This is a genomic window from Nocardia sp. IBHARD005 (assembly GCF_052814245.1).
The window spans coordinates 3,006,041-3,032,021 of record NZ_CP199935.1 but is presented as its reverse complement, the minus strand read 5'-3'; the positions used below and the strand labels follow the sequence as shown (position 1 = coordinate 3,032,021).

The following is a 25,981-nucleotide window of genomic DNA, read 5'->3' as shown; positions in this document are numbered from 1 at the left end:
ACCACAGTAGTGATCAGCAACCGCGACCGACGGTAGTGGCACGCTTTTGCGGCGCGGCCGATGCCGCCGCGATTTCGCGATGCGCGAACACCGTGGGCCCCAGGGTCCCGCGTAACGTAAGAGGTATGAGCGATCTCCCCTTCGGCTTCTCGACCGGCGACGACGACGATTCCCGCAAGCGTCGCGACGAGGGCAACGGACCCGGCGGAAACGATCCGTTCGGATTCGGAGCGGGCGGTGCAGGCGGCGCGGGCGGGTTCGATCCGTCACAGCTGGGCCAGATGCTGAGCCAGCTCGGGCAGATGATCAGTGGCATGGGCCAGGGCATGGGTCCCGGCGGCACGCAGTCCGGCCCGGTCAACTACGACGTCGCCAAGCGACTGGCCCGCCAGCAACTCGGCTCCACCATCGCCCCCATCGCCGCGGGCACCACCACCGCGGTGACCGACGCGGCGCACCTGGCCGAGCTGTGGCTCGACGGCGCCACCGTGCTGCCCGCGGGCGCCACCAAGACGGTCGCGTGGACCCCGAACGACTGGATCGAAGAGACCTTGCCCACCTGGAAGCGCCTGTGCGATCCGGTGGCCGAGCAGATCTCGGGCATGTGGACAGCGCAGCTGCCCGAGGAAGCCAAGCAGTTCGCCGGGCCGATGGTCGGCATGCTCGGCCAGATGGGCGGGCTGGCGTTCGGTTCCCAGCTCGGTCAGGCACTCGGCCAGCTGGCCAAAGAGGTGCTGACCTCCACCGATATCGGTCTGCCGCTCGGCCCGGCCGGTACCGCGGCGCTGCTGCCGACCGCTATCGCGGCGTTCAGCGAGGGGCTCGAACAGCCCGAGAGCGAGATCATGGTCTTCCTGGCGGCGCGTGAGACCGCCCACCAGCGGCTTTTCGCGCATGTGCCGTGGCTGCGTCAGCAGGTGCTCGGCGCCGTCGAGGACTACGCGCGCGGCATCAAGATGGACTTCTCCGCGATCGAGGAAGCCGCGCAGGGTATCGACCCGATGTCGCTGAGCGACCCGTCGAAGCTGGAGGAACTGCTCTCCCAGGGCACGTTCGAGCCGCGGACCACGCCCGAGCAGAAGCAGGCGCTCGAGCGCCTGGAGACCCTGCTGGCGCTGATCGAGGGCTGGGTCGATGTCGTGGTCACCGATGCGGTGGGTGAGCGTCTGCCGGGCGCGGGCGCGCTGTCGGAGACGCTGCGTCGCCGCCGGGCGACCGGTGGGCCCGCCGAACAGACGTTCGCCACGCTCGTCGGACTCGAGTTGCGGCCGCGCAAGGTGCGTGAGGCCTCGGCGCTGTGGCGGCGGCTGACCACCGATGTCGGGATGGAGCGGCGCGACAAGGTGTGGGAACACCCCGATCTGCTGCCCGATTCCACCGATCTCGACTCACCTGCCGGTTTCATCGACTCCATTATCGGTGGCAGCACAGGCGCTTTCGACGACCCGCTGGCCCAGCTCGCCGAGACCGAGGCGCGCGAACGCGACGCGGCCGATCTCGGCAAAGCCAAGGCCGAGGAGACCGATCCCGACGAAACCCCGCGTGACGAGGGCGATTCCGGCACCGGCAAGTCCTGATCCGCATCGCCACCGAGGTCGGTGAGAAAATTTCCGATCTCGGTGGCGCAACACGGTTCCGCGGCTGACGTTCGCCGGAAAACACGGCGACGACCCGCCGTACAGCGGCTGTTCACAATTCGAGATCCACGGGCCGACACGCCGAAAGCCTGTGGATAACTACACTTTCGGCGCACCGTGCGCGCCCGCCGGGTACCGATACTTCTGGCATGACGACCACCTCCCCATTGCGCGGCCCGATGCTCCACCCGCGAGTGACCACCCTGGTTCGCCCGTCCGGCACGGTCCAACTCGGCTGGGACCCCGAACGCGCACTGCTCCTGGAAACCACCGACCACGACACCGGAACCGTGCTCGCCTTCCTTCGCCTGCTCGACGGCCTGCAATCGCGGCCCCAGATCATCTGGCGTGCGGGCGAATTCGGTATCAGCCCCGACCGCACCATGGGCATGCTCGCCGCGATCGAGCGCGCGGGCCTGCTGCTCGAACCCGAACCCACACGGGGCAAGATCCGCGGCATCACGGTGCACGGACTCGGTCCGCTCTCCGATGCCGTGGCGATCGGATTGCGGCGCATGGGTTTTCGGCCGACCCGCTCGCGCGAGTACCGGCCCGGCACTGCGGTAGGCGCCGCCACGGGCGATCTGGTGGTGCTCACCGACGCGTTGATGATCGATCCGGGACTGTCGGTGGATCTGGTGGTGCGCCGGGTGCCGCACCTGCAGGTGCGAGTCCGCGACGGGGTCGGCGTGGTCGGCCCGCTCGTGCTGCCCGGCGAGACCAGCTGCCTGCGCTGCGCCGATCTGACCCGGGCCGGATTCGATACCGACTGGCCGCATCTGGCCGCCCAGCTGCTCGGCCGCACCGGACACGCCTCCCCCGCGGGCATCGCGGCGACCACCGCGCTGGCACTGCGCGAACTGGAGGCGATTGTGGCCTGCTCACCGCGGCGGGCACCGCGCACACTCGACGCCACCGTGGAATTGGACCTCGATACCCACGAGATCCAGCGCCGGCCATGGCTACCGCATCAGGAATGCGGGTGCCGGAAGATGACCGCACGTACGCCGGGAACCTCCCCGGTGACCGGCGCCGGATCGGCCGGTGTGAGCATTCCCATGGCACACACCCCGCGGGTTCAGCCATGATGGGTACCGTGTCCGAGATCGTGCGCCGCAGTTCCAGCCGCAATGCCAAGCTGGCCAAGATTCCCCTCGGCATCGCCGGACGAGCCGCTGTCGGGTTCGGCAAGAAGCTCGTCGGCGGTGACAAGAAGCAGATCAACGCGAATCTGAACCAGAAAGCCGCCGAGCAGTTGTTCACCGTGCTCGGTGAACTCAAGGGCGGAGCGATGAAGTTCGGGCAGGCGCTGAGTGTGATGGAGGCCGCCGTCCCGGAGGAGTTCGGCGAGCACTATCGCGAAGCGCTGACCAAGCTGCAGGCCGCGGCACCGCCGATGCCTGCGGAGACGGTGCACCGCGTGCTCGACCAGCAGCTGGGCACCAAGTGGCGGGAACGCTTCACGTCCTTCGACGACGCCCCGGCCGCCTCGGCCAGTATCGGCCAGGTGCATCGTGCGGTGTGGTCCGACGGGCGCGCGGTGGCGGTGAAGGTGCAATATCCCGGAGCCGACGACGCGCTGCGGGCCGATCTGAAAACGCTGTCCCGGATGACCGGACTGCTGTCGTCGGTGATCCCCGGTGCCGATGTGAAGCCGCTGCTCGCCGAGATCACCGAACGCACCGAGGAAGAACTCGACTACCGCATCGAGGCCGCCAACCAGCGCCGCTTCGCCGCCGCGTTCGAGGGGCACCCCACCATCACGGTCCCGAAGGTGGTGGCGGGCGCCCCGAAGGTGATCGTCACCGAGTGGCTCGACGGCACCCCGGTATCGGCGCTGATCAAGGCGGGCGCCGAGGATCCCGAGGGCACCTTGGCGCAGCGCAACCGGATCGCCGAGCTGATGGGGACCTTCCACTTCAGCTCACCCGAACTGGTCGGCCTGCTGCACGGCGACCCACACCCCGGCAATTTCCTGGTGCGCGCCGACGGCACCCTGGCCGTGCTCGACTTCGGCGCCTGCGCGCCGATGCCGGATGGCTTCCCGGAGATCCTGGGCCGAATGCTGGCCCTCGCTGTCGCCGACGACCACGCGGCGCTCACCGAGCTGCTCTACGAGCACGGCTGGGTCATTCCGGGACGTGTGGTGACCCACACCGAGATCGAGGCGTACCTGCGCCCGTTCAGCGACCCGATTCGCACCGACACGTTCCACTTCACCCGCACGTGGATGCAGCGGGTAGCGGGCAAGGCCTCCGATTTCTCCAGCCCCGAGATGAAAACTGCTCGCGCCCTGCAACTTCCGGCCGAGTACCTCACCGTCTTCCGGGTGCTCGGTGGTTCGGTCGGCATCCTCGCCCAGCTCGACGCGGACCTCGGTTTCATGAACCTGGTTCGCACCTGGGTGCCGGGCTTCCGCGCCGAACAAGCCTCGTAGGCGTCGAACACACATCCCCACAACGCAAAACGAACCGCTCACCATGACGAGGTGAGCGGTTCGCTTGCGGTACAACCCTTTTCCCGGGTTCATGCCATGATCGCGACCTTGCGCGGGCGACCGCGGGGGCGCTTGCGGGCGATCACGACACCCTGGTCGAAGATCTCACCGCCCCACACGCCCCACGGCTCGGCACGATCGATGGCCGCGGTCAGGCAGCCCTTGCGGATCGGGCAGGCCGCGCACAGTTCCTTGGCCTGCTCGAGATCGGTGGGGCTCTCGGCGAACCACAGATCGGGGTTTCCGCCCCTACAGGGCAGAGTCAAGGTGGCCTCACGCACGCGAGGGGTCTGCGCCACGGTTCGGCATGTCACGTCAGTAGTGGCCGTCGGCCAGTCCTGGGCGGTGAACACGTCGTTCTCCTTCAGCTCGTTTGCAGTCGAATGTTCGGTGTGCGAACCCGGTGCCTACGGCTGAGGAGCCGAAAAAAAATGGCCACGGATTTCGCTTCGCGCGATCCGTGGCCAGGAGGTCTGGGAGGTTTCCCTACCTAGTTCGACATTCCTGTCGAGACCTGATCACGGTCGCTGGGTGGACGCGGAGGCGGATTGCGCCGGTGAACTCCGGTGCGTAACCGGTTTCCTCGGCGATTGCTGCCGGTGCCGAAACGGCGGTCGGCTGCCAACCCACGCTGGGCTTGTCCTGGAGGAGATGAATGGAAGCTTTGGCATCGCCGCCGGACAGGCCGGTCCCCTGCAGAGCGAGGACCCCCCGGGAGGCGGACATGACAAATGCGTTCACCAGGACGCGATTGCTCATCGCATCGAACGTGGTGTTCGTGTTCGTGTTCATGTGTCTGCCTCCCTCCTGAACTCGTGTGTGAACAATTACCGCGCACCGGGATCACTCTCGGTGCGTGTTCTCCACCATAGGCAATGATCGAGAACCTAACAACTTATTTTCTACCTGGGGTTTTGTGTCGTTGCCCGCACCCGTGATGCGACGATGGCGAGCACGTCGGCGCCGTAGGATTCGATCTTCTTCGCGCCGATCCCCGCGATGGCCGCCAGCGCGGCGTCGTCGGCGGGTAGCTGTTCGGCGATGGCGGTGAGGGTGGTGTCGGTGAAGACCACGAAGTCGCGCCGCTGCAGGGCCTCGGCCTTCTCGGCTCGCCATTCCTTCAGCGCCTCGAGCAATTGCGGGTCGACCTCGCCCGGGCAGCGCCTGCAGCGGCCGAGCATGGTGGCATAGGTGCCGATCAACGGCTTGAGGCAGACCCGGCACAGCGGACGTGGGGCGTCGGCCTTGGCCGGGACTTCGACGGCGATCCGCGAGGCCGAAGAACTGTCCGGAATCAGCCCGTTGAGGAACCGCGACCTGGTCACCGGCCGATAGTCTCCGCCCGCTTGCAGTCGCCGCTGGGTCCACGACAGGCTCAGATGTTCGCGTGCCCGCGTGACACCGACGTAGAGCAGCCGTCGCTCCTCTTCCAGGCCCGCTTCGTCGACCGGCCCGTTCTTCTTGCCGAGCACATGGAAGATCGGCAGCGTGCCGTCGGTGAGCCCGGCCAGGAACACCGCGTCCCATTCCAGGCCCTTCGCCGCGTGCAGCGACGCCAGGGTGACGCCGTCGACGGTCGGCGGATGCTTGGCCTCGGCGCGGGTCGCGAGCTCGCGCAGCAGCGCGGTGAGGTCCATCTCGTCGTCATGGCTGACCAGTTCCTCGGTGAGCTGCACCAGCGCCAGCAGCGAGGACCACCGTTCCTTCGCCTGCGCGCCCGCGGGTTCCTCCGCGGTGAGCCCGACCGGTGCCAACGCGGCGCGGACAAGCGTGATCAGCGACGAGCCACTGCGGGCCTCGTCGGGCAGGTCGTCGCGCGCGTCGGCCTGACGCAACGCCGACACCGCCTGCCGTACCTCCTGACGGTGGAAGAACCCCTCGCCACCGCGCACCTGGAACGGGATCTCGCGCGCACCGAGCACCTGTTCGAACGGTTCCGACAGCGCGTTGGTCCGGTACAGCACCGCGATCTCGGCAGCCGGTGTCCCGGCGGCGATCAGTTTCTCGATCTGCCCGGCGACGGCAACGGCCTCGGCCTGCGCATCGGCGTACTCGGCGAATTCCGGTTCGGGACCCGCCGGGCGCTGGCCGATCAGTGCCAGGCGGGTGCCCGCGATGCGGCCGCGTGCGGCACCGATGACCTGATTGGCCAGCGACACCACCTGGGGTGTCGACCGGTAGTCGCGTTCGAGCCGGACCACGGTGGCGTCGGGGAAGCGCCGGGAGAAGTCGAGCAGGTAGGACGGGGTGGCGCCGGTGAACGAGTAGATGGTCTGGTTCGCGTCGCCGACGACGGTGAGGTCGTCGCGCTCGCCCAGCCACGCGTCGAGCACCCGCTGCTGCAGCGGCGTGACGTCCTGGTATTCGTCGACGACGAAACTGCGATAGCGACCGCGGAACTCGTCGGCGACGGCCGGGTAGTCCTCGAGCGCGGCCGCGGTGTGCAGGAGCAGGTCGTCGAAGTCGAGCAGCAGGCCGTCGGCGGAGGCTTTCGCGGATTCGTAGCCCTGATACACCTCGGCGACTTTGGCCACCTCGACCGGCGCGTCGCGATGATGCCTGGCGGCAGCGGCCGGATAGTCCTCTGGCGCGATCAGGGAGGCCTTGGCCCATTCGATCTCGCTGAGCAGGTCGCGCACCATTTCGGTGGAGGCGCGCAGCCCCGCCCGCTGCGCGGCCTGCGAGACCACAGGGAACTTGCTGTCGAGCAATCGCCACGGCACATCACCCACCACCTGCGGCCAGAAATACCGCAGCTGCCGCAGCGCCGCGGCGTGAAAGGTGCGCGCCTGCACCTGTCCGGCGTCGCCCCCGAGCCCCATCGTGCGCAACCGATTGCGCATCTCTCCCGCCGCCCGTGCCGTGAAGGTCACCGCGAGCACCTGGTCGGCCTTCACATGCCCACCCGCGATCAGATGCGCGATCCGATGCGTGATCGTCCTGGTCTTACCGGTGCCCGCACCGGCGAGCACACAGACCGGCCCCCGCGGTGCCCGCACCGCGGCGGCCTGCTCCGGGTCGAGGGCGGTGAGATCGAGTGCTGGCACGCGCACCATCATGACAGCGCCTCCCGACAACTTGCCGCGACGCCCAACGATCCCACGGCCCGATCGCGCGATCGCGCGCCGTCACCCGTCGGTCCCGGATCGGGCAAGGAACACCGAGCCACCTCTCGACGTTGCACATCGCGTGACTGAAGCAACCCCAGATCTGACGATGTACTCGACCACGTGGTGCGGCTACTGCCGGCGCCTGCGGACCCAGCTCGACGAGGCGGGCATCACCTACTCGGTGATCGATATCGAGGACGATCCCGCTTCGGCCGAGTTCGTCGGCAGCGTCAACAACGGCAACCACGTCGTACCGACGATCGCGTACCGCGATGGCTCCACCGCGACCAACCCGTCGCTGGCCGCGGTCAAGCAGGCATTGGCCGCCCAGCAGGCCTGATTCGCCGAGTCAGTCCGCCCAGGACTCGATGATCGATCGCGCGATCGAGATGGATCCGGGGACGAGCAGCCGTGCGCCGGGTTCCCGCGCCGACCAGTCGCCGACCTGCAAGGCGGCGCGGACCTCGTCGCGGGTGAACCACTGCGCTTCGGCGATCTCGCCATCGGAGAACACGAGTTCCTGGGCGGGATCGCCGACCGCGGCGAAGCCGACCATCAGCGAGCGCGGGAACGGCCACGGCTGGCTGCCGAGGTAGTGGATGTCGCGCAGGTCGACGCCGACCTCCTCGCGGACCTCCCGTTCCACGCAGTGCTCCAGCGATTCGCCCACTTCGACGAAGCCGGCCAGCAGCGAGAACATCGTCTCCGGCCAGCTGTGCTGACGGGCGAGCAGCACGCGATCGGCACCGTCGTGGACCAGGCAGATCACCGCCGGGTCGATCCGCGGGAACTCTTCCTCACCCGTTGCGGTCAGCCGCGACCAACCGCCGCGCGCCGACGTGGTCGCCGTGCCGTCGCCACCGTGAAATCCGGCCCGATCGTGCCAGTTGAGCAGCGCGTACGCGGTGGACAGTAGCTCCGCGGTGAAGTCGTCGACGGCACCGAGCGTCCGCAGATCCTGCAGCGTGCCGTCGAGGTCGTGCGCGCGAACCGCCCAGAGGTGACTGCCATCGACGATACCGAGGAAGACCGCGCCTGCGCCGGGCTCCTCGGCCACCGAAACGGCCGCATCGAAGACGATCTTGCCGTCCTCCACCCGCACTTTCCCGCGCGGGTCGATCCGCAGAATCTTCGCTTTCCCCCACCCTTCGCGCAGGGCGCCGGGATCGAGCCGGGCGTGCTCGGCCCGGTCGATGGTGGAACGTGACAGCAGCGGAACGCTTTTCAGCCGGAACGACACGATGCCGAGCATAGTGGGCGCCGAGGCGACTACTTTCCGGCGCGGCGGATGTAGAGCAGTTTGTCGCCCGCGTCGAGGGCGTCGACCTCGGGTTCGCCGACCCGGATCAGCGCGCCGTTGCGCACCACACCGAGCACGATGTCGCTGAGATGGCGTGGTGATCCGCCCACTTCGCTTGCCTCCACCTCGCGCTCGGCGACGGCGAAGCCCTGCTCGGGCGTGAGCAGATCCTCCATCATCTCCACGACCGTCGGTGTGGTGGTGGCGATACCGAGCAGCCGACCCGCGGTCTCCGAGGACACCACCACCGAGTCGGCGCCGGACTGACGGACCAGGTGGGTGTTCTCCGCTTCACGGATGGCCACCGAGATCTTGGCCGTCTTGTTCAGTTCGCGCGCGGTGAGCGTCACCAGCACGGCGGTGTCATCGCGATTGGTGGCGACGACGACCGCGGAGGCGCGCTGCACGCCCGTCAGGCGAAGCACATCGGATTTGGTCGCCGAACCGTGCACGGTGACCAGCCCCGCGGCGGCGGCGGCCTCGAGCGCGACAGGGTCGGTATCGACCACCACGATGTCGGACACCTGAATCCCGTCACCGACCATCGCATCGATCGCGGTGCGGCCCTTGGTGCCGTAGCCGACGACGACGGTGTGATTACGCACGGTGTGCCTCCATCGCTGAATCTTGAATGCCTGCCGCGACCGTTCGGTCAGCACGCCGAGAGTGGTACCGACCAACACGATGAGGAACAGGACGCGCAGTGGGGTGATGACGATGATGTTCACCAACCGTGCCGACGGGGTCACCGGGGCAATGTCGCCGTAACCGGTGGTCGACAGCGACACCGTCGCGTAGTACATCGCGTCCAGGAACGACAGCTCGTCGCCGGTGTTGTCGCGATAACCGTGCCTGCCGAGATAGACCACTGTCGCGGCGGTGAACAGCAGCGCGATCGCGAAAAGCACGCGACGAGTGAGCGAAACCCACGGGCTGGACTGCACCGCCGGGATCCGCAACAGACCGACCAAGGCGTAGTCGGGACTGCTGCTCAACCCCACCGGGTTGCGCGTGTCACCGAACATGCCTGCTCCTGTATTTTTGGCGGCTGGCGCCGCGTGTTTTCGGCCTGGGAACCTTGATCTTCCCTCCCTACGGGCACTCCTTCGTCGCACCCTTCGGTCAGTCCAGATCAAGGCGGCCGAAAACCGGCGGCTGGCGCCGCCAAGTGACCGGCCTAGTCGACCTCGAGCTTCCCTCGCTAAGGCACTCCCTGGTCACGCTGACAACGGTCAGGCGACGCGGGAACCCCTCGGTCAGTCCGGTTCGAGGCGGCGGAGAACTGACGCTAGCGCCACATCGTTCTCGGCCTGTGCCTCAGGAAGTCGTCCTTCGGCGATCGCAAGACTATCGGCTCAGCCGGTCTCGTGTGGATCGGTGTCGGTGTTTTCCGGTGCGGCGTCGTTTTCCGGTGCGGCGTCGCGGATGAGGCGCTCGAGTTCGGCTGGGCCTGCCAGTTGCTCGGGGGCGATGGTGCGGCCGGAGCGGATGTAATGGAATGCGGCGCCGACACGTTGGAGCATCCGGTCCTCGGACTCGCCGGTGCGGGCGGCCATCAGGCGAGCCCAGGCGAGGCGGTAGACGGCCAGCTGCATGGCGACGGCGGGCTCGTCGGCGGGGCCGGGTTCGGCGCCGGTCTTCCAGTCGACCACGATCCAGCGGCCACCGGGTTCGGCGAACACGGCATCCATCCGGCCACGAATCACCGTGCCCGCGATGCTGGTTTCGAACGGCACTTCCACGTCGACGGGGTTGCGGTGCGCCCACGGTGAGCGGCGGAAGGCGGACTGCATGGCGGCGAGTTCCTGGTCGGCGCGGCCCATTTCGGTGGTGTTGTCGGCGGCGCCGGGTAGTTCGTCGAGGCCCAGCAGCTGTTCGGTGCCGAACCAGGACTGCACCCAGGCGTGAAAGGCGGTGCCGCGCCGTGCCATCGGGTTCGGGGGGTACGGGAGTGGGCGGCGCAGGCGAGCCGCGAGGCGGGTCGGGTCGGCGCGTAGTTCGACCAAGGCGGTGGCGGGGAGTTGGCCAGGGAGTTCCACCTGCTGTTCGGCGAGTTCGGCCGCGGTGAATTCGGCGAGCAGCGCGTCGACATCGTTGATCCAGCCCTCCGGATCGTCGTCATCGGCCTCGCCGTCCGCATCGGCGTGTTCGGATCCGATGCCGGTGGTTCGGTCTTCTCGGGTGCCTCGCGCATCGTCGGGATCTGTTGGCCCGCCACGTAACCGGTCGAGGGCCTCGCGCACGAGTGCGGCGCCCTGTTCGATGGGGTCGCGACGGTTGCCGAGCGGATCGCGTGGCCACTGGGCGGTCGGCGGGTTGTCGGCAAAGGGGTTCACCGCGTCCGGTGGCGGTTGATCATCCCAGCGGGCCACGGTCGCGGCACCGAACGCTTCGCCCACGGGATCCTCGACCGCCCGTTTGAGTTCGAGCAGGAACTCCGACGGCCCCTTCGGCGAGGTGCCCGTCTCGGGCCAGTAGAAAGCCGAAACCAGCAGGACCCGTTCGGTTCTGGTGAGCGCCACGTAGAACAGGCGTCGTTCCTCGTCGAGTCGGCGGCTCTTGAGCGCGTCCTTGTGATCGGCGATCGCGCGTTCGAGTTCGGAGCGGTCGCCTACCCGGCTCAGATCGAGCACCGGCACCCCTTCGCCCGCGTCGGGTTGGGCGCGGTCGCCACGCAGGGTGGTCGGCAGTTCGGCGAGCGCGCCGAGCCATGTGCTCAGCGCGGTGGTCGACGGGAAAACAGTGGCGCTCACGTGGGGGACCGCGACGACCTCCCATTCCAGGCCCTTGGCCGCGTGCACGGTGAGCACCTGCACCCGGTCGCGCGCGACCTCCACTTCGCCCGGCTCCAAACCGTTCTCGACCGATTCCGCCGCGGTGAAGAAGGCGAGCAGTCCACTCAATGATGCGCGCGAATCAGCGGCGTACCCCGCCACGACCTCGGCGAAGGCATCCAGATGCTCGCGGCCTGCGCCCCCGCCCGCGATGGCGCGCCTGGCCTGAGTCTCCACGCCGACACCGAGGGTGCGCTCGACGTCGGCGACGAGTTCGACCAGCGGCTGCCCGCTGCGTTCACGTAACGCGGCCAGTTCCTCGCTCAACGCGGTGATGCGTGCGAACCCGGCCTCTGAATAGTGCTCGGGCAGGCCCGGATCGGCGATCGCGTCGGCCAACCCGGCACGTTCGGTGGGTTCCGGCGCCACCGCACGCAGGGCCGACGCCAGACCGGCGGCATCAGTGATCGCCTCCGAGCCGTCGCCGGGCAGACTGCCGATCGACAGCATCCGGGCCCGCTGAGACAGTGCGGCCAGGTCGGCCACGCCGATCCGCCAGCGTGCGCCGGTGAGGATCCGGACCGCCGCGCTGCCGGTGCCCGGCTCGGCGATCAGGCGCAGGGTCGCCACGATATCGGCGACCTCGGGCGTAGCCAGCAACCCGCCGAGTCCCACGATCTCCACCGGCAACCCTTGCTCGCGCAGCGCCTCGGCCACCGGCGCGGCATCGGCGTTGCGACGGATCAGGACCGCTGAGGTCGGCGGCGGTTCCTGCGCCACCCGCTTGGCGGCCCACTCCCGCGCGATCCGCTCCGCGATCCAATCCCGTTCCTGGGCAATGGTTTCCGTCAGCGCGAATTCCACCACGCCCGCATGCGCTTGGGGTTTTGCCCGCAAGGCGTCCACCGTCGCCCCGCCGCCCGCTCGTGCGAGCGCCCGCAGTGGATCGGCCACCAGATTCGCCAATGCCAGCGCTTCGGGCGGATTGCGCCAACTGGTCAGCAGCGGCAGAATCGGCGCGCGAATCCCTGGGCCGACGGGGAAGTCGGTGGCGAATCGCGGCAAGTTGGCCGCCGAGGCACCGCGCCACCCGTAGATGGATTGCATCGGGTCGCCCACTGCCGTCACCGCGAGAGCTCGCTGACCCACCCGGGATTCGCCTGCCACACCACCGCCGGGGCCGATCACTGACTTATCGCGATCACCCGCAACGGCATTCGGCACAGTATCGGCGGCTGACCGGTCACTCAGACCTGCGGCAGCGCCCCGGTGTGCCTGCCGGGATACCAAGTCCCGTTCATTCACCGCGAACAGGGTGTCGGACTCGTGGGCTCTGGCCGACCGCGTGTCACCCCGGATGCGCACCGGATGCCGAGCCCGATCCTGTTGCACCGCTTCGGCATTGCCGAACAGCGCCGAGAGCAGCACGCGCTGGGCGTGCCCGGTGTCCTGGTATTCGTCGAGCAGGACCAGCTTGAATCGAGCGCGTTCGGCGGCGGCGACTTCCGGGTGGTCGACGGCGAGCTGCGCGGCCAGCGACATCTGGGAACCGAAATCCAGTGCGCCGCGGCGGTTCAGGGCCTCGGCGAGCTGGTGGACCAGCGGCAACAGGGCGACGCGCTCACGTTGCGCGGTCACCACGCCGACCAGCGCCTGACTCGGTCCGCCGCGTTGACGTGGACCGGCGGGCAGCGTGTAGACGAGTTTCTCCAGCTCGGCGTGCGCCTCGGCCAATTGCTCTGGTTCCACCAGGTGTTCGGCGAGCTGCCCGGACAGGGCGAGCACCGCCTCGGTCACCGAGACCGGGGTGCGGTCGGTGTCGAGGTCACCGTCCCAGGACCGCACCACCTCGTGCGCGAGCTGCCACAGCTGGGTCTGGGTGAGCAGCGCCGCCGAGGGCTCCACCGGCAGCAGCAGCCCGTGCGCGGTGAGCAGCCTGCCCGCATACGAGTGGTAGGTGCTGATCTCCGGCTCGGCCCCGGCGACGATGGTGCGCAACGCGCCGCTGGGGTCTATTTCGCGCAGCAGCGGCGCGCCCGCCAACCGTGCCAGCCGCGTTCGGATACGGGAGGTCAGCTGCTGGGCGGCTTTCCGGGTGAAGGTCAGCCCGAGCACCTCGTCCGGGGCGACCAGCTGGTTGGCCACCATCCACACCACCCGCGCGGCCATCGTCTCGGTCTTGCCCGCGCCCGCGCCCGCGACGACCAGGGTGGGCCCTGGTGGCGCGGCGATCACCGCCGACTGCTCATCGGTCGGGGGTGGCAGGCCGAGCGCGTCGGCCAACCGCTGCGGGGTGACGCGCACGCCGCTCACTCGTCGGTCACCTGCCGTCCGGTGTCCTGCACCGGGCAGCTGCCCGCGACCGGGCAATGCCTGCACCCGTCATTGCGCACCGCCAGATAGCCGGGCCCGCGCGTCGCGTCGGCGGCATCGTGAATGGTGGTGCGCCACTGGTCGAGTCCGTCGCTGTCGAGTGCGCTCTGTGTCCGTTCGGCCGCGCCGGTCTTGCGGTTCGATTTGGCGACATAGACCAGCCGCGCGCCACCGGGGTCGACCACCTGGGTCGGCTCGTCCGACTCCTCCTCGTCCAGGGCACCGTGCGCGGCCGCCACCTGATAGGTCGCCAGCTGAGCGTGGTCGGCCACCGCCTTCTCACTGACCGGCGTCTTGCCCGTTTTCACGTCGACAATGACGAAGCGCCCCTGCGCATCCCGTTCGAGCCGGTCGATGCGCCCCCGAATACGCACGGCCCGTGCGCCTTCCGCGCGCGCGGGCAACACGCAGTCCACCGGCACCTCCACCCCGGCCTGGGTGAGCTCACCGCGGGTGGTGCGCACCCAGGCGAGGAAGGTCTCCAGCATTGTCTCGGTGCGGCGTAGTTCCTGTCGCGAATGCCAGCCGTCGGCCGGGTCGACCGTTCTCCACGCCTGGTCCAATGCCGCCCGCACCTGCGCCTCGGGGACATCGCCCGCCAGCGCCTGCACGAGGGTGTGCACGAGGTTGCCCTTCACGGCGTGCGGGTTGTCGCCGTCGGTGCCGCCGTGCCGTTCCAGCGCCCATCGCAGTGGACAGGTGCGCAGCAGTTCGACCGTCGAGGGTGACAACCCGATCGGCGAATCGTCGTCGTCCCAGAGTTCGCGCTGCGAGCTGAGTTCGGCGGTGCCGTACCAGTCGTCGGGGTCGGTACCCGGCACACCCGCGTCGGCGAGCCGGGCCAGCTGACGTGCGGCCCGGTCGCGACGCTCGGAGTCGGCGCGGGGATCGCACACCGCCCCGCGCAGTTCGGCGACCAGCGCGTGCATCACCAGCGCACGCCCAGGATCGGCGACGGGCAGCGCGCCGGGTTCACCGCTGTCGTCGTCGCCGACGAGTTCGGTGAGAAACCGCGATGGCACCAGATCCTGGTCTCCCGCAGCGGATTCGACAGCCGTGACCAGCAATGACCGCCGCGCACGGCTGCACGCCACGAGCAGCAGCCTGCGTTCCTCGGCCAGGATCGGTGCGGCCCGGCTCACGGTCGCGCCCGGATCCACCCCGGCGACCAGGTCGACGAGATCCTCAGTGTGCAACAGCGTGCCCCGCGAGCGCGGGTTGGGCCAGATGCCCTCCTGCACGGCCGCCACCGCCACCACGTCCCATTCCCGGCCCGCCGCGGCGTGCGCGCTGAGCAGTGTCACCGCCTCACCCTCGGCGGTGAGCGGCCGACCCTGCTGCGGAAGTTGCTGGTGCAGTAGATATTCGACGAACCCGTCGATGCTCGCCTTCGGTAGCCGGTCTACGTAAGCCGCTGCGGCGTCGAACAATTCGACGGCGGCATCGAGGTCACGGTCGGCCTGCATGCCCGCGGCGCCACCACGCCGTGACTGCCGGAACCAGCGCCGCTCCAGCCGCGAACTGGTCCACAGTGTCCACAACACATCTTCGAGACCCTGATCCCTTGCCTGCGTTTCCTTCGCCTTCGCCACGGCCCGCAGCACCCGGCGCAACGGTGCCGCTTCGACTTCGGTGAGTCCGTCGACCAACCGCTGCTCACCGACACCGACGATCAGATCGCGCAGCACCTCGGCCGAGGACTGGTCGATCAGCGGCACCGCAGCCGGTGCGGGCGCGGCGCGGGCAGGTTCGGTGACTGTGGTCGCGGCAGGCGGATTCTCGACATCCAGCAGGTCGATGTCGTCGGGCAGGCGTTCGGCGAGGTCCCAATCCGGTTCGGGTTCCGGTCGCAGCGGATCGGCTGGGTCCGGCGGCGGTAGCCAGTCGTCGTCGATCGAATCCGGTTCGGGCTCGGGCATTTCCGGCGGCGGCACCGCCTCGTCCCACAGCAGGAACTGGTCGCCACCATCGACAATGGGCTCAGCGAGCGCACCTGTGCGTTCCAGGTCGAGCACGCTGCGCCGCACACCACGACGCAACCGGCGCAGCGCGATCTGGTCGGCCCCCCCGAGCGGCCCGGACAGCAGGTCCATCGCATCGTCGGGCGAGAACATCGCCTCGATCGCCCGCCGCGAACCCGGCCGTGACGAATCCCCCGCCAACAGCACCCGCAGCGCGAGCACCATCCACGCAGCGCCACGCCGACGCGCCAACGGTTCGGCCACCGCGGGCCTGCGCACCGGCACCCCCGCCGCCAGCAAGGCCCGGCGCAGCGGTGCCAACGACAACGGCACCGACCGCACGATGACCGCCATCGCCGACCAAGGCACCCCATCGGTGAGGTGCGCGCGCCGGAGATGATCGGCGATCAGCGCCGCCTCCTTGGCGGGCGTCGACAACACCCGAACCCGCACACTCGACTCGTCGACGGGCGCCGGATCCTCAGGCGGCAGCCATACCTGCGGCGGCTCATCGGGCGGCAGCCACATATCGGGCTCGTCGTCCGGCGGCGGTTCATCGGGCGGCACCCACTGCGCCGACTCGTCGTCCGACGAACGATGCTGCGGTCCCGGCCCTACCGCTGATTCGCGGCCAGGCGGCAGATCCTCGGATGTGGTTGCCCGCTGCGATAATTCGCCACTGCGCGGACCCACCGAAGCGTCGCTGCCGGGTACCTCGCGAACGATTCGGTCTGCGCGTTCGAACAGATCGTTGTCACCCTCGAGCTCCGCGGCTTCGTCCGCTACCGCCTTGCCCCTGGTCTCGACGGGTTCGGGACGGCCGTTCTCCTGTCCTGGCAGTACTCGGTGTCGTGCGCTGCCCGGCAACTTCGCGGCGATCCGGGCGCTCGCCAATCGAATCGGTGCGCCGCTGCGGTGGTTGTGGCGCAAGATGATTCGCCGCTGGGGGACGGTGTCCAGGTCGGTGAGGAAGTGCGAATCCGCGCCGCGGAAGGTGAAGACCGCCTGGTCCGGGTCGCCCGTGACGACAGTGCTCGCGCTGCCGCTGCCGATGGCACGCACGAGCGTGGCTGCCTGCGGGTCGAGGTGCTGTGCGTCGTCGACGAGCAGGTAGCGGATCCGATCGCGTTCGGCGGCGAGCAGATTCCGGTCACCGGCCAGGGCGTCGAGCGCCGCGCCGACCAGTTCCGCGGCATCGAGGGCGGGCGCGGTGGCCTCGGGTGCGGCGACGCCGACCGACCAGCGCAGCATCGATGCCTGTTCATAGCGTTGGAAGAACCGGCCGGCCGCCACCCACGCATCGTTGTCGTGTTCTCGGCCGAGCGCCATCAATTCCTCGGGGCCGAGCCCGCGCTCGGTAGCGCGCAGCATCAGGTCGCGCAGTTGCTCGGCGAACCCGCCCACTGCCAGTGCGGGCTGCAATCGCGGCGGCCACAGGCCACCCGCCCCGTCTTCGATGTCGGCGAGATCACCGCGCAGCATCTCCCGGAGCACCGCGTCCTGTTCCGCGCCGGTGAGCAGCCGCGGCGGCGGATTACCGTGCAGTTCCGCGTGCCTGCGCAGCACCGAGAACGCGTAGGAGTGCAGTGTGCGCACCATCGGTTCGCGGCTCGCGCCCGGAATACCGCCCGCGGCGGGGCCGAGCTGGTGGGTGATGGCATCGCGCAGCGCGGCGGCCGCGTGCTTGGTATGGGTGAGGACCAGCACCGACGCCGGGTCGGCGCCGTCGACGATCCGGGCGGTCACCAGGTCGACGAGCAGCGCGGTCTTGCCCGTCCCCGGGCCGCCGAGCACCTGCCATGGCCGCCAGCCCGGACGCGGGGGTGCGGGCTGGGCCTGCTCGGCGAACAGCGCGCGAACGGACGCACCCCAAGCCCGCGGCCGGGGCGCCCGCGTTGTCCGGCGCACAAGTCGCACCGAGCTATCCGATCGCACCACATCGGCTATTGCAACAGACCAGTCCGACACACCGGCGCACCCCTACCGGGGGGACACGCTGCGCGACCGGGCGCGACCGGCCAGAATGGCAGTTGTGTCGTCGCTTCATGTGCACCGATTCGGCCCCGCCGACGGTCCCGCCGTCCTCGCCCTGCACGGTCTCACCGGCCACGGCAACCGGTGGGAAACCCTCGCAAACGAGCACCTGCCCCAGGCCAGGATCATCGCCCCCGACCTGCGCGGACACGGCCGCTCCACCTCGCTGCCGCCGTGGGATTTCGACACGATCGTCGACGATCTCGCGCAGCTGCTGCGCGCCGAGACCGACGGCCAGGTCGTCGTGGTCGGCCATTCCTTCGGCGGCGCGACCGGCATCCATCTGGCCCGGCAGCACCCCGACCTCGTGCGCGCGCTCGTCCTGCTCGATCCCGCCATCGGCATCGACGCGAAACTGATCGAGCAGATCGCCCTGGCCAATCTCGCCTCCCCCGATTACACCGACCTCGCCGAGGCCCGCTCCGACAAGCAGGTCAGTGCGTGGGGACCCGGCGAAGTAGCTCCCGAGGTCCTGGAGCGGGAGTTGGCCGAGCATCTCGTGCCGACCGAGGGTGGCCGGGTCGGCTGGCGCATCTTCCAGCCCGCCATCACCTCGTACTGGGGTCAGCTGGCGCGAGGGTTCGTGCTGCCACCCGCCGATCTGCCGACGGTGCTGGTCCGCGCCGCCAAGGTGCAGCCGCCGTATGTCAGCGCGGAGTTCCTGGCCGCCCTCACTGCCCACCTCGACAACTTCACCGCCGAGGTCTGGGACTGTGACCACATGGTCGCCCAAGCCCGCCCCGCCGACACCGCCGCGCTGATCGCCACGGTCCTGTAGCCCGATGGCCGCCACGACAGAGGAACAGGTGGAGAAGGTCCGCGAACTCGTCGCCGCGATCCCACCTGGCCGCGTCTCGACCTACGGCGATATCGCCGCCGCGGCCGGGCTGTCGTCGGCTCGCACCGTCGGCTGGATCATGCGCACCGATTCCGCGGACCTGCCCTGGCACCGCGTCATCGGCGCCGGCGGCAGGCCCGCCGCGCACCTCGCAACCCGCCAGCTGCGGTTGCTCACCGAAGAAGGCGTTCCGATCGTCGACGGCCGTGTCGACCTGCGCACGGCGCGACTCTGAGCGGCCATCTCGCGATCGGGCAGGCCGCACATCACCGCGACATCCAACCGAGTTCGCACGCTTCGGTTTCCGGTCATCGCGAGACGACCCGCTGATCAACCGCCACGCTCGGCCGCGCAGGCTGCTCGAGCATGAGCAGCACGCCTACTAGCATGACTTTCGTGCCGATTACCCGATTCAGGATCATCCGATGACCACCGCCGATGCCATTGTGCTCGCCGGTGGACGAGCCAGCCGGATGGGTGGGGTCGACAAACCGGCGATCGTGATCGGTGGTCGCTCGATGCTCGACGCCGCCCTGGACTCGGTGCGCGACTGCGCCGAGGTCGTCGTGGTCGGACCGCATCGTCAGCTCGATCCCCGGTTCGGGCAGGTTCGTGAGGTGCCGCCGGGTTCCGGCCCGGTCGCGGCGATCGGCACCGGCCTCACCGCACTCGATTCCGCCGCACCCTGGGTGGTCGTGCTCGCGGCCGACATGCCTTTCCTCACCGACGAAACCGTCCACGAATTGCTGCGCACCGCAACCGAATCCACCGCTGATGCCGTGTTCGCGATCGATGCCTCCGGTCGCCCGCAGTATCTCGTCGGCGCATGGCGGCGCACTGCGCTGGTGAGCGCGCTGGCTGGACTGGATTCGCTGGTGAACCAGCCGATGAAGGCCATCGTGCCCGCCGCGACCCTCCTGGTCGAGCTACCGGATATCGCTGACTGCGATACCGAGGAAGAGGTCCGCCGCGCCCGCGAATCCTTGGCCACCGACCGCGCGCCGGCCCGCCTCGACCTCACCGAAGCGCGCGAACGCATCGGCACCGGCCTGACGCCCCTGGTCGCCTACGAGGCCGCGCTGAGCGAAGTCCCCGGTGCCGCACTGGCCGCGCCGATCACCGCCGCGGGCCCACTGCCCCGCTTCGACGTCTCGGCCATGGATGGTTACGCCGTCTGCGGCGACGGCCCGTGGCAGTTACGTCGCGACGTCGGATTCGCGGGCGGCGCGAGGCCGGAGGGCCTGCGTCCCGGCGAAGCGGTACGTATCGCCACCGGCGCCCACGTCCCCGACGGCACCATGTCGGTCCTGCGCGACGAATTCGCCACCATCACCGGCGACGAACTGACCCGCCTGCCCGACACCCCGATCCGCGGCGATGTCCGAAAGAGCGGCGAGAACAGGAAGATCGGCGACCTCGTGGCACCGGCGGGCACGCCGGTCACCGCCGCCCTGCGCTCGGCCGCGGCCTCGGTCGAGGTCACCACCGGCACGGTCCGCGGACCGGTCCGCGCCCGAATTGTCATGACCGGCGACGAGATTCGCAGTACCGGCCCCCTCCAGACCGGCCAGACCCGTGACTCGATCGGCCCCGTCCTGCCAGATCTACTCGCAGGCTGCGGGGTTCGCGTCATCGACCGCGTCCACCTGCGCGACACGCCGCACGGCTTCGACGACATGCTCACCGACACCGCCGATTTCGACCTACTCGTCGTAGTCGGGGCCACCGGCGGCGGCGCGGCCGACCAGCTCCGCACCGCCATCGCCCGAGCCGAAGCCCGCATCCTGGTCCCCCGACTCGCCCTGCGCCCCGGCGGTTCCACCATCGTCGCCGAACTCCCCGCCGGACCGACGATCCTCGGTCTCCCCGGCAACCCGTTCGCCGCGATCGCGGTCCTGCTCGCCCTGACCCCGGCGATCGTCGCCGCCCGCACCGGCTCCCCCCTCCCCCGAAAAATCCTCGGCCCCCTCCACAACGCCGCCGAGATCACCGCCCCGGTCCAGCGCATCACCCCCGCCCGCTACGCCCCCGAGGGCGGCTGGCTCGGCGACCCCACCGTCCGCACCGCCCACCTGGCCGGCCTCATAGACCGCGACGGCCTGGTCATCGTCCCCCCGGATGCCACCGACGGATCAACCGTCGAGTTCCTCCCACTCCCCTCCTGAACAAACTAAGATCAAATCTTAGTAAGATCCCATCTTAGTTAGGTTGGATATGGAGTTCACCGGACGAACCAGAGATCTCGAGCTCCTCACCAACCAACTCAGCTCGGTCACCCACGGCCTCGCGGGCACCCCTGGTCGCGCCGTGATCGTCACCGGCCGCCGCCGGGTCGGTAAGTCACGACTTGTCCAAGAATTCTGTGACCGCGCCGACGTCCCCTACACCGTGTTCCAAGCGACCCGTGGCCGAAATCCCACCGCCGAGCGGGCCGACTTCATCGAGGCCGCGAGCCGGACCGGATCCCCTGGCGCCGATCTGATCCGTGGATTGTCAGCGACCGACTGGAACCAGGCGCTGCGGGCGCTCGCCGTCGCCACCCCGGACGATCGCCCGTCGGTCGCCGTCATCGACGAGGTGCCGTGGCTCGTCGAGCAGGATCACGAGTTCGAGGGCGCGTTGCAGACGGTCTGGGATCGCGACCTGTCCAGCAAGCCCCTTCTGTTGATCTTGGTCGGTAGCGATATCTCGGTCATGGAAGCATTGGGTGCCCGCGACCGCCCATTCTTCGGCCGCGCGACCAAAATGACGATCGACCCACTCGACGTCGCCGATGTGCAGACGATGACCGGCCTCGACGCGGCCGCGGCCATCGACGCCCGCCTCATCACCGGCGGATTCCCCCAGATCCTCACCTCATGGCGAGTCGGCATGGACCGCCTGGACTTCTTGCGCGAATCCACCGCCGATCCGCTGTCTCCCTTGTTGGTAGCAGGCGAGCTGTCCCTACTCGGAGAATTCCCCGAAGGCACGCGTTCCCGCGCCGTCCTACAAGCGATCGGCAGCGGTGAACGCACCTTCAGCACGATCGCCGCCCAAGCGGGCTCGCAGGGCGACCTCCCTGCAGGCACCCTCAATCCCCTCCTGAAAACCTTGCAGGACAAGCGAATAGTGGCCGCGGACCGCCCGCTTTCCACCGTGGCCGACACCAAGAACAAACGCTATCGAATCACCGACTCGTATTTGCGTTTCTGGCTGGCCTTCCTCGAACGCGGCATACCTCTTGTAGAACGTGGCCGCGGCGATCTGGCCCTGTCACGCATCGAGCGATCCTGGACTTCTTGGCGAGGCCGTGCCGTAGAACCCCTGATTCGTGCCTCCCTGCTGCGCCTGCTCCCTGATGAGAACTGGCCCGACACAGAAGAAATCGGGGGCTGGTGGAATCGCACCAACACCCCGGAAGTCGACCTGATCGGCACCGATAGGTCCCCGGTCGCGAAGTCCGTTCACTTCGTCGGCTCGATCAAATGGCTCGACAATCACCCCTTCGACCGCCACGACTACGACGCCCTGAGCCGTTCCCTGTTGGCCATCCCGGGCACGGATCCGAACACTCCACTGGTCGCGGTCTCCCGCTCCGGAATCACCGATGGCGCCCCAGTAGCAGCCTGGTGGAGCCCTGACGAACTGGTCAGCGCCTGGCGCCGACAGTGACACATGATCTGACGTTGCTCGGGCGAGCGGACACAACAGCGAACGGGACAATCCCCTGCTGATCCGATAGGGTCACACCCTTCTAGGCAGACACCGGATCGAGCGATCGGTCGAGTCGATGAAGGGTTGACGGTGGGGGAAATCTTGCAGGCCGACGCGGCCGCGCTTCGAACAATGGCCGCCTCGGTGCGAACTGAGGCCGACAAGATCGGCAAGCCGAGCCCGGCAGAGGCGATCGCGGCGGTCGCGACCGCCATGCCGAATTCAGCGATCGGTGCCGCCGCGGCCCGCGCGAGTGAGCCGATCATGAGTTCCTTGGCACGGATGGCGGCACAGCTGAACTCGCTTGCCGACGGTGCGACCGTCAGCGCGACCAGCTACGAGGACATGGATGCCGCGTTCAAGGCCCAGCTGGACAAATACCTCCATCCGGGGTCGTAAATGCCGGCAACAATGACTCAAATACGCAGTTGGGCGCCCGCGGCCAACGCGGCGGCGAGCGCCGCCGTCGTCACCGCCAACACCGAATTCCGCACGGCGATGACGCAGGCGGGCCGAGCTGTCGACACCACGTTGGCCGGTTGGCAAGGCGACGCCGCCACAGCGGCCGGCCTGCGCCGCCTCGAATACGAGCTCTCAGCCAATCACATCTCAGCGGCGGTGATCGACGCGGCAGACGCCCTCGCCGATGCCGCGACCTTGACCACCCTGTGCACCAACATCCTGACCATCGAAACCGAGGCCAAGGCCAAGGGCTGTGTCGTGAACGACGACGGATCGGTGTCGGCGGCGCGCGCCAACACCGGCAATCCGGCCTTGGACGTCGTCTTCCAAGCCACGCTCGACAACGATGCCGCCGGCTTCCAAAACCGGATCAAGCCGCTGTTGGAAACCGCTGGTACGACCGACGAGAAGGCGGGCGCGAAGCTCGCCGCCGCGATCGCCTCGCTGACCGGGCTGGCGCAGAACCCGCAAGGCACTCCGGCCAGCTCCAAGGTCACCGACATCATCAACGGCAACGCGTTCCTGCCCGACGACCCGAAGGCGATGTACGAGTTCTGGGAATCACTTTCCCCCTCCGACAAAGACCTACTGGCCGCCTACGACCCGAACGTCGGCAACCGCGACGGCATCCCTGCTGTCGAAAAAGACCACTACAACCGCCTCAATCTGACCAACTTGCAAACCAGTGCCCAGTCCAACCTCGATGCGCTCAACGCCCAACACCCCGATTGGGCCGAGGGCAAGAATCTCCCGACGAAGCCGTCTGAACTCGCCCAGTACGAACGGTGGAACGAGTCCCGCGATACGCAGCAGGGACTGCTCAACGGTTACAAGGCGGTGGAGACCCAAGTCAGCCAGACATCGCCGCCGCGCTACCTACTCAGCGTCGACGATGCCGGACACGGAGCGATCGCGTTGAACAACCCCGATTCGGCGAGCAATGTGGCGACCTACGTCCCGGGAACATTCGCAAAGCTGGAAGACATCGACGAAGGAATCGAACGGTCCGACAGGACGCTCGCGTCTGCGAACTCCGCCAGTCCTGGAGCGGCAAATTCGGTCATCACCTGGTACGGCTACGACGCACCACAGTCTCTATTCCCCGAGGCTGCGCAAGATCGCTTCGCCGATAAGGCCGCCCCGGCACTTGATCGATTCCAGGATGGTCTACGTGCGACCCACGACGGTCCTGCCTCGAACAACACTCTGGTCGGGCATAGCTACGGTAGTACTGTCATCGGCCACGCTGCGAGCGGCGAGAACTCGCTCGCGGTAGACAATGTCGTCTTTGTCGGAAGTCCCGGTGTTGATGTGAACTACGCAACCGATCTGCACCTCGACGGTGTGCCGGCTGACCAGAACAAGGCCCACATTTTCGCTTCGGCGGCAAGCGCGGACCCGGTGCCAGCTGTCGGTGGCGTATCACATGGGCTACCCCCGTCCGACGGAGCATTCGGCGCCACCGTATTCGAATCGAGCCACGGATCTCCCATCGACGTGCCCGGGTTTCGCGACTTCCCGTGGAGTTCCGAAGCTCACAGCAGCTATTGGGACCGCGGAAATCCGGGGCTGGTCACCCAAGGCAAGATCATCACCGGGACCTACCGATGATGACCGTGACCAGACTATTCCTTCGAACAGCGGCCGCAGCGATCGTCGCCGTGACGTTTTCAGCGTGCCAGGCGGGAACAAATGTGAACGAAAAGCTGACCATGCGTGATGCTCAGACGCAGTCGATCGAATACCTGACGAAAATGCTGGGCACTCTGCCTCGAAGCGCATATCTCGACCTTGAACACTCGCCGACTGGCACCAAGTTCTCGAGCGGCTCACTCGCGTCGTGTGACGATAACGCGCCAGGCGGGACGAGCCCCGTCAATCTTGGGTTGCAGTACTGGGTCCTCGGCATAGACAAGGCCGAAGCCGACCACAACGTCGACCTAGTTGCCGATAGCTGGACGCGAGCCGGAATCCCAGTAGACCGCAAGCGAGGCACCGGCGACTACCACGTCTACGCGGACACGTCAGACGGTTACCGCCTGGTCGTCGGCCACAATACGTTCAACGATGTGACCGTCATAGCCTCCTCCCCGTGCTTCCCTCGTCCACCAGCCAACGAGCGACCCGATGCACCCACCCGTATCGATCACCCCTAGGAATCGCGATGTCTGAGTCAGTCGAGGGGCGGTTCGAGCAGATCGCGCAGAAAGCGCGGCAAGCGACCGATCGGATCGCCCAGATCCGGGGTACGGCCTATGTTGCCGGGGTTCGGATCGAAGTCGATGCCGATGGGCGTATCACCGCCCTCGAGTCCAACGATCCGGCGATCACGCAAGCGGTCAGGTTCGCCCATGCACAAGCGATGCAATCAGCACAGGAGCTGGCCGCCGACATTCGCCGCGAACTCGCCGATGACCCTATCCTCGCCTCAGCCATGCGCAAACTGGTCGACCCGACCCCGGTGGTCCCCGATCAACAGCCGCGACCATCACCGACGGTGAACCAGCCAGTCGAACCACAGCATTGGCAGCAGCCGAGCCACCAGCGACAAGAGGCCACTCAACAACCACAGTCAACGCGCTATCACCGCGATCGGGTGGTTGGCCCGACCAGCGACGACGATACTGACCCGTATTACCAGCGCAAGTCCTGGCTTGTCTGATCCAGTAGAGTCAGCGGCCAGGAGCACGCGCTACGGCCGCGCTCGGCGGTGGGAATCACGACAACGCGTAGGGGGCCTCGTGCGGGCATGGTGGATAGTCGTTCCAGCGGTTGCGGCCGTGACATTGGCGAGCGGCTGCAACAGAAGCGAGCCGACAGAAACGGCGCAACCGGCAACTACTGCGGTCGTGACGACAAGCGTCGACCCCGAGGCCGGGCTGTGGGATCCCTGCACGTTGCCCGATTCAGCGCTGGCAGCGGCGGGGCTCAACACCTCCACCAAGGAAAAGGACGTCGCGGGCGTCAAGTTCGAGGGTTGGAAGGTGTGCGCCTGGGATGACGCCGCAAAGACCTACGCGCTGACTGTGTTCACGAGCACCCACACGATCGACGAGGTCCGGGCGCGAACCGACTGGACAGACTTCACTGCCGTCCAGATCGGCGGCTACAGCGGCCTCCAGTACCGGCCCGCCGGTTCCGCACATGACGCCGAATGCTCTATCAGCCTCACAGTCGGACGCCAGCTGGTCGATTTCAGTGTCCTGAACCGCCACAGCGCACGCAACATCGCGAAGGATGCTTGCCAGGAATCACGGCGCCTCACGGAGGTTCTGATTCAGAACGTTCCTACGAGCTGA

20 protein-coding genes are annotated in these 25,981 nt (G+C 68.2%); 13 read left to right on the top strand and 7 right to left on the bottom strand.

What is annotated here, in order from left to right; genetic code table 11:
• Positions 1-125 precede the first annotated feature (125 nt).
• The 3 genes from ACTWPB_RS14145 to ACTWPB_RS14135 all read left to right on the top strand — a co-directional run bounded on the left by ACTWPB_RS14145 (position 126) and on the right by ACTWPB_RS14135 (position 4,074).
• Positions 126-1,577, top strand: coding sequence for a zinc-dependent metalloprotease (locus ACTWPB_RS14145; protein WP_446226091.1), 1,452 nt, complete (start codon positions 126-128; stop codon positions 1,575-1,577).
• 209 nt (positions 1,578-1,786) lie between these two features.
• Complete coding sequence (locus tag ACTWPB_RS14140; RefSeq protein WP_446226090.1) at positions 1,787-2,725, top strand: TOMM precursor leader peptide-binding protein; 939 nt, start codon at positions 1,787-1,789, stop codon at positions 2,723-2,725.
• Positions 2,725-4,074, top strand: a complete 1,350-nt coding sequence (locus ACTWPB_RS14135; RefSeq protein WP_446226345.1) for an ABC1 kinase family protein — start codon at positions 2,725-2,727, stop codon at positions 4,072-4,074. Before ACTWPB_RS14140 ends, ACTWPB_RS14135 begins: the two co-directional genes overlap by 1 nt.
• Positions 4,075-4,163: 89 nt before the next feature.
• On the opposite strand, the gene ACTWPB_RS14130 is transcribed toward ACTWPB_RS14135, so the two are convergent.
• From ACTWPB_RS14130 to ACTWPB_RS14120, 3 genes are all read right to left on the bottom strand, one after another.
• On the bottom strand, positions 4,164-4,487 hold the full coding sequence (locus tag ACTWPB_RS14130) for a WhiB family transcriptional regulator (RefSeq protein WP_446226089.1): 324 nt from the start codon (positions 4,485-4,487) through the stop codon (positions 4,164-4,166).
• A gap of 133 nt (positions 4,488-4,620) precedes the next feature.
• Positions 4,621-4,926 carry a hypothetical protein gene (locus ACTWPB_RS14125; protein WP_446226088.1) on the bottom strand — a complete coding sequence of 102 codons (306 nt, stop codon included), beginning with the start codon at positions 4,924-4,926 and terminating at the stop codon, positions 4,621-4,623.
• A gap of 110 nt (positions 4,927-5,036) precedes the next feature.
• Complete coding sequence (locus ACTWPB_RS14120; RefSeq protein ID WP_446226087.1) at positions 5,037-7,193, bottom strand: ATP-dependent DNA helicase UvrD2; 2,157 nt, start codon at positions 7,191-7,193, stop codon at positions 5,037-5,039.
• A gap of 157 nt (positions 7,194-7,350) precedes the next feature.
• Here ACTWPB_RS14120 and ACTWPB_RS14115 point away from each other — a divergent pair, with 157 nt between their 5' ends.
• Positions 7,351-7,584, top strand: a complete 234-nt coding sequence (locus tag ACTWPB_RS14115) for a mycoredoxin (RefSeq protein ID WP_446226344.1) — start codon at positions 7,351-7,353, stop codon at positions 7,582-7,584.
• 9 nt (positions 7,585-7,593) lie between these two features.
• Here the strand turns inward: ACTWPB_RS14115 and nudC are convergent, their stop codons facing one another.
• The 4 genes from nudC to ACTWPB_RS14095 all read right to left on the bottom strand — a co-directional run bounded on the left by nudC (position 7,594) and on the right by ACTWPB_RS14095 (position 17,560).
• Positions 7,594-8,487 carry an NAD(+) diphosphatase gene (gene nudC / locus ACTWPB_RS14110; protein ID WP_446226343.1) on the bottom strand — a complete coding sequence of 298 codons (894 nt, stop codon included), beginning with the start codon at positions 8,485-8,487 and terminating at the stop codon, positions 7,594-7,596.
• 26 nt (positions 8,488-8,513) lie between these two features.
• Positions 8,514-9,569: a potassium channel family protein gene (locus tag ACTWPB_RS14105; RefSeq protein ID WP_446226086.1), complete on the bottom strand. Its 1,056-nt coding sequence runs from the start codon at positions 9,567-9,569 to the stop codon at positions 8,514-8,516.
• A 330-nt stretch (positions 9,570-9,899) separates the two neighbouring features.
• Positions 9,900-13,631, bottom strand: a complete 3,732-nt coding sequence (locus ACTWPB_RS14100; RefSeq protein WP_446226085.1) for an ATP-dependent helicase — start codon at positions 13,629-13,631, stop codon at positions 9,900-9,902.
• Positions 13,628-17,560 carry an ATP-dependent helicase gene (locus ACTWPB_RS14095; protein WP_446226342.1) on the bottom strand — a complete coding sequence of 1,311 codons (3,933 nt, stop codon included), beginning with the start codon at positions 17,558-17,560 and terminating at the stop codon, positions 13,628-13,630. The genes ACTWPB_RS14100 and ACTWPB_RS14095 overlap by 4 nt, the downstream gene beginning before the upstream one ends.
• A 115-nt stretch (positions 17,561-17,675) precedes the next feature.
• On the opposite strand from ACTWPB_RS14095, the gene ACTWPB_RS14090 reads away from it, so the two are divergent.
• The 9 genes from ACTWPB_RS14090 (at position 17,676) to ACTWPB_RS14050 (ending at position 25,981) form a co-directional block, all read left to right on the top strand.
• The gene (locus tag ACTWPB_RS14090) at positions 17,676-18,464 is read left to right on the top strand and encodes an alpha/beta fold hydrolase (protein ID WP_446226084.1); all 789 of its coding nucleotides are present in this window, start codon (positions 17,676-17,678) and stop codon (positions 18,462-18,464) included.
• A gap of 4 nt (positions 18,465-18,468) precedes the next feature.
• The gene (locus ACTWPB_RS14085; protein WP_446226083.1) at positions 18,469-18,759 is read left to right on the top strand and encodes an MGMT family protein; all 291 of its coding nucleotides are present in this window, start codon (positions 18,469-18,471) and stop codon (positions 18,757-18,759) included.
• 190 nt (positions 18,760-18,949) lie between these two features.
• Positions 18,950-20,689: an NTP transferase domain-containing protein gene (locus ACTWPB_RS14080; protein WP_446226082.1), complete on the top strand. Its 1,740-nt coding sequence runs from the start codon at positions 18,950-18,952 to the stop codon at positions 20,687-20,689.
• Between the two features lie 49 nt (positions 20,690-20,738).
• Positions 20,739-22,178 (top strand): ATP-binding protein, encoded by a 1,440-nt coding sequence (locus ACTWPB_RS14075; RefSeq protein ID WP_446226081.1) that lies wholly within the window; start codon positions 20,739-20,741, stop codon positions 22,176-22,178.
• Positions 22,179-22,310: 132 nt separating this feature from the next.
• Complete coding sequence (locus ACTWPB_RS14070) at positions 22,311-22,619, top strand: hypothetical protein (protein ID WP_446226080.1); 309 nt, start codon at positions 22,311-22,313, stop codon at positions 22,617-22,619.
• Positions 22,620-22,718: 99 nt separating this feature from the next.
• A complete protein-coding gene (locus ACTWPB_RS14065; RefSeq protein ID WP_446226079.1) occupies positions 22,719-24,293 on the top strand; it encodes an alpha/beta hydrolase in 1,575 nt (524 codons plus the stop codon).
• The gene (locus tag ACTWPB_RS14060; protein ID WP_446226078.1) at positions 24,290-24,838 is read left to right on the top strand and encodes a hypothetical protein; all 549 of its coding nucleotides are present in this window, start codon (positions 24,290-24,292) and stop codon (positions 24,836-24,838) included. The genes ACTWPB_RS14065 and ACTWPB_RS14060 overlap by 4 nt, the downstream gene beginning before the upstream one ends.
• Positions 24,775-25,344: a hypothetical protein gene (locus ACTWPB_RS14055; protein WP_446226077.1), complete on the top strand. Its 570-nt coding sequence runs from the start codon at positions 24,775-24,777 to the stop codon at positions 25,342-25,344. The genes ACTWPB_RS14060 and ACTWPB_RS14055 overlap by 64 nt, the downstream gene beginning before the upstream one ends.
• A 118-nt stretch (positions 25,345-25,462) precedes the next feature.
• Positions 25,463-25,981 (top strand): DUF3558 domain-containing protein, encoded by a 519-nt coding sequence (locus ACTWPB_RS14050; RefSeq protein ID WP_446226076.1) that lies wholly within the window; start codon positions 25,463-25,465, stop codon positions 25,979-25,981.

Coding starts and splice junctions, on each gene's coding strand:
- ACTWPB_RS14145 (WP_446226091.1), top strand. CDS start 126: ATGAGCGATCTCCCCTTCGGCTTCTCGACCGGCGACGACGACGATTCC.
- ACTWPB_RS14140 (WP_446226090.1), top strand. CDS start 1,787: ATGACGACCACCTCCCCATTGCGCGGCCCGATGCTCCACCCGCGAGTG.
- ACTWPB_RS14135 (WP_446226345.1), top strand. CDS start 2,725: ATGGGTACCGTGTCCGAGATCGTGCGCCGCAGTTCCAGCCGCAATGCC.
- ACTWPB_RS14125 (WP_446226088.1), bottom strand. CDS start 4,926: ATGAACACGAACACGAACACCACGTTCGATGCGATGAGCAATCGCGTC.
- ACTWPB_RS14120 (WP_446226087.1), bottom strand. CDS start 7,193: ATGATGGTGCGCGTGCCAGCACTCGATCTCACCGCCCTCGACCCGGAG.
- ACTWPB_RS14115 (WP_446226344.1), top strand. CDS start 7,351: ATGTACTCGACCACGTGGTGCGGCTACTGCCGGCGCCTGCGGACCCAG.
- ACTWPB_RS14105 (WP_446226086.1), bottom strand. CDS start 9,569: ATGTTCGGTGACACGCGCAACCCGGTGGGGTTGAGCAGCAGTCCCGAC.
- ACTWPB_RS14090 (WP_446226084.1), top strand. CDS start 17,676: ATGGCAGTTGTGTCGTCGCTTCATGTGCACCGATTCGGCCCCGCCGAC.
- ACTWPB_RS14085 (WP_446226083.1), top strand. CDS start 18,469: ATGGCCGCCACGACAGAGGAACAGGTGGAGAAGGTCCGCGAACTCGTC.
- ACTWPB_RS14080 (WP_446226082.1), top strand. CDS start 18,950: ATGACCACCGCCGATGCCATTGTGCTCGCCGGTGGACGAGCCAGCCGG.
- ACTWPB_RS14075 (WP_446226081.1), top strand. CDS start 20,739: ATGGAGTTCACCGGACGAACCAGAGATCTCGAGCTCCTCACCAACCAA.
- ACTWPB_RS14065 (WP_446226079.1), top strand. CDS start 22,719: ATGACGCAGGCGGGCCGAGCTGTCGACACCACGTTGGCCGGTTGGCAA.
- ACTWPB_RS14060 (WP_446226078.1), top strand. CDS start 24,290: ATGATGACCGTGACCAGACTATTCCTTCGAACAGCGGCCGCAGCGATC.